Source organism: Flavobacterium xizangense, from assembly GCF_054075145.1.
Map to the genome: position 1 here is coordinate 1 of NZ_JBSIPG010000030.1, position 614 is coordinate 614.

Consider the following 614-nt stretch of genomic DNA (forward strand, 5'->3'; position numbering starts at 1 on the left):
GCTGTAGCTTTACAGCCTGTAGCTGCATCGGTAACTTCCAATGTATAGTTTCCTGCCACTAATCCCGTAGCTGTCACAACGTTTCCTGTTGTTGACAGCGTTCCTGTACCAGCAATCAATGTTGAAGTGAATCCGCCTGCGTGGTCGGCAACATCAAATTGAACTGATCCGTTAGAACCGCCGTTGCAAGAAACGTTTGCAAGCAATGTGCTTGAAACCGTAATATTCACAACAGGATCTACCGTATGAGATTCAGTATATGTACATCCGTTTGCATCTGTAACCTGGAATACGTAAGTATCCGGAGCCAAGTTTGCAAATGTTGTAGTTGTTTGTTTAACTCTTGTTATCGGAGATAAGATCTCGTAATAAAGCGTGCCTGTTCCGCCTACATGAGCTGTGATCTCAACTGTAGCATCGGCAGCACATGTATCTGGTACTGTCGTTTGGATAGTCAAATCTGTCGGAGGATTCAATGCCGGTACGTTCACTCCATCAGTGATCGTAACTGAACAGCCATTCGAATCTCTAACAATTATGTCAAATCTTGCTCCTACTGAAGTCTCATAAGTATCATCTGAAGTATAATTTACTCCATTATCATAACTGTATTC

The 614-nt window shown here is 42.7% G+C and carries 1 protein-coding gene; it reads right to left on the minus strand.

Annotated elements, in window-relative coordinates; translation table 11 throughout:
• The coding region (locus tag ACWA1B_RS22365; RefSeq protein WP_456910789.1) for a hypothetical protein at window positions 1-614 on the minus strand (614 nt) is incomplete at both ends.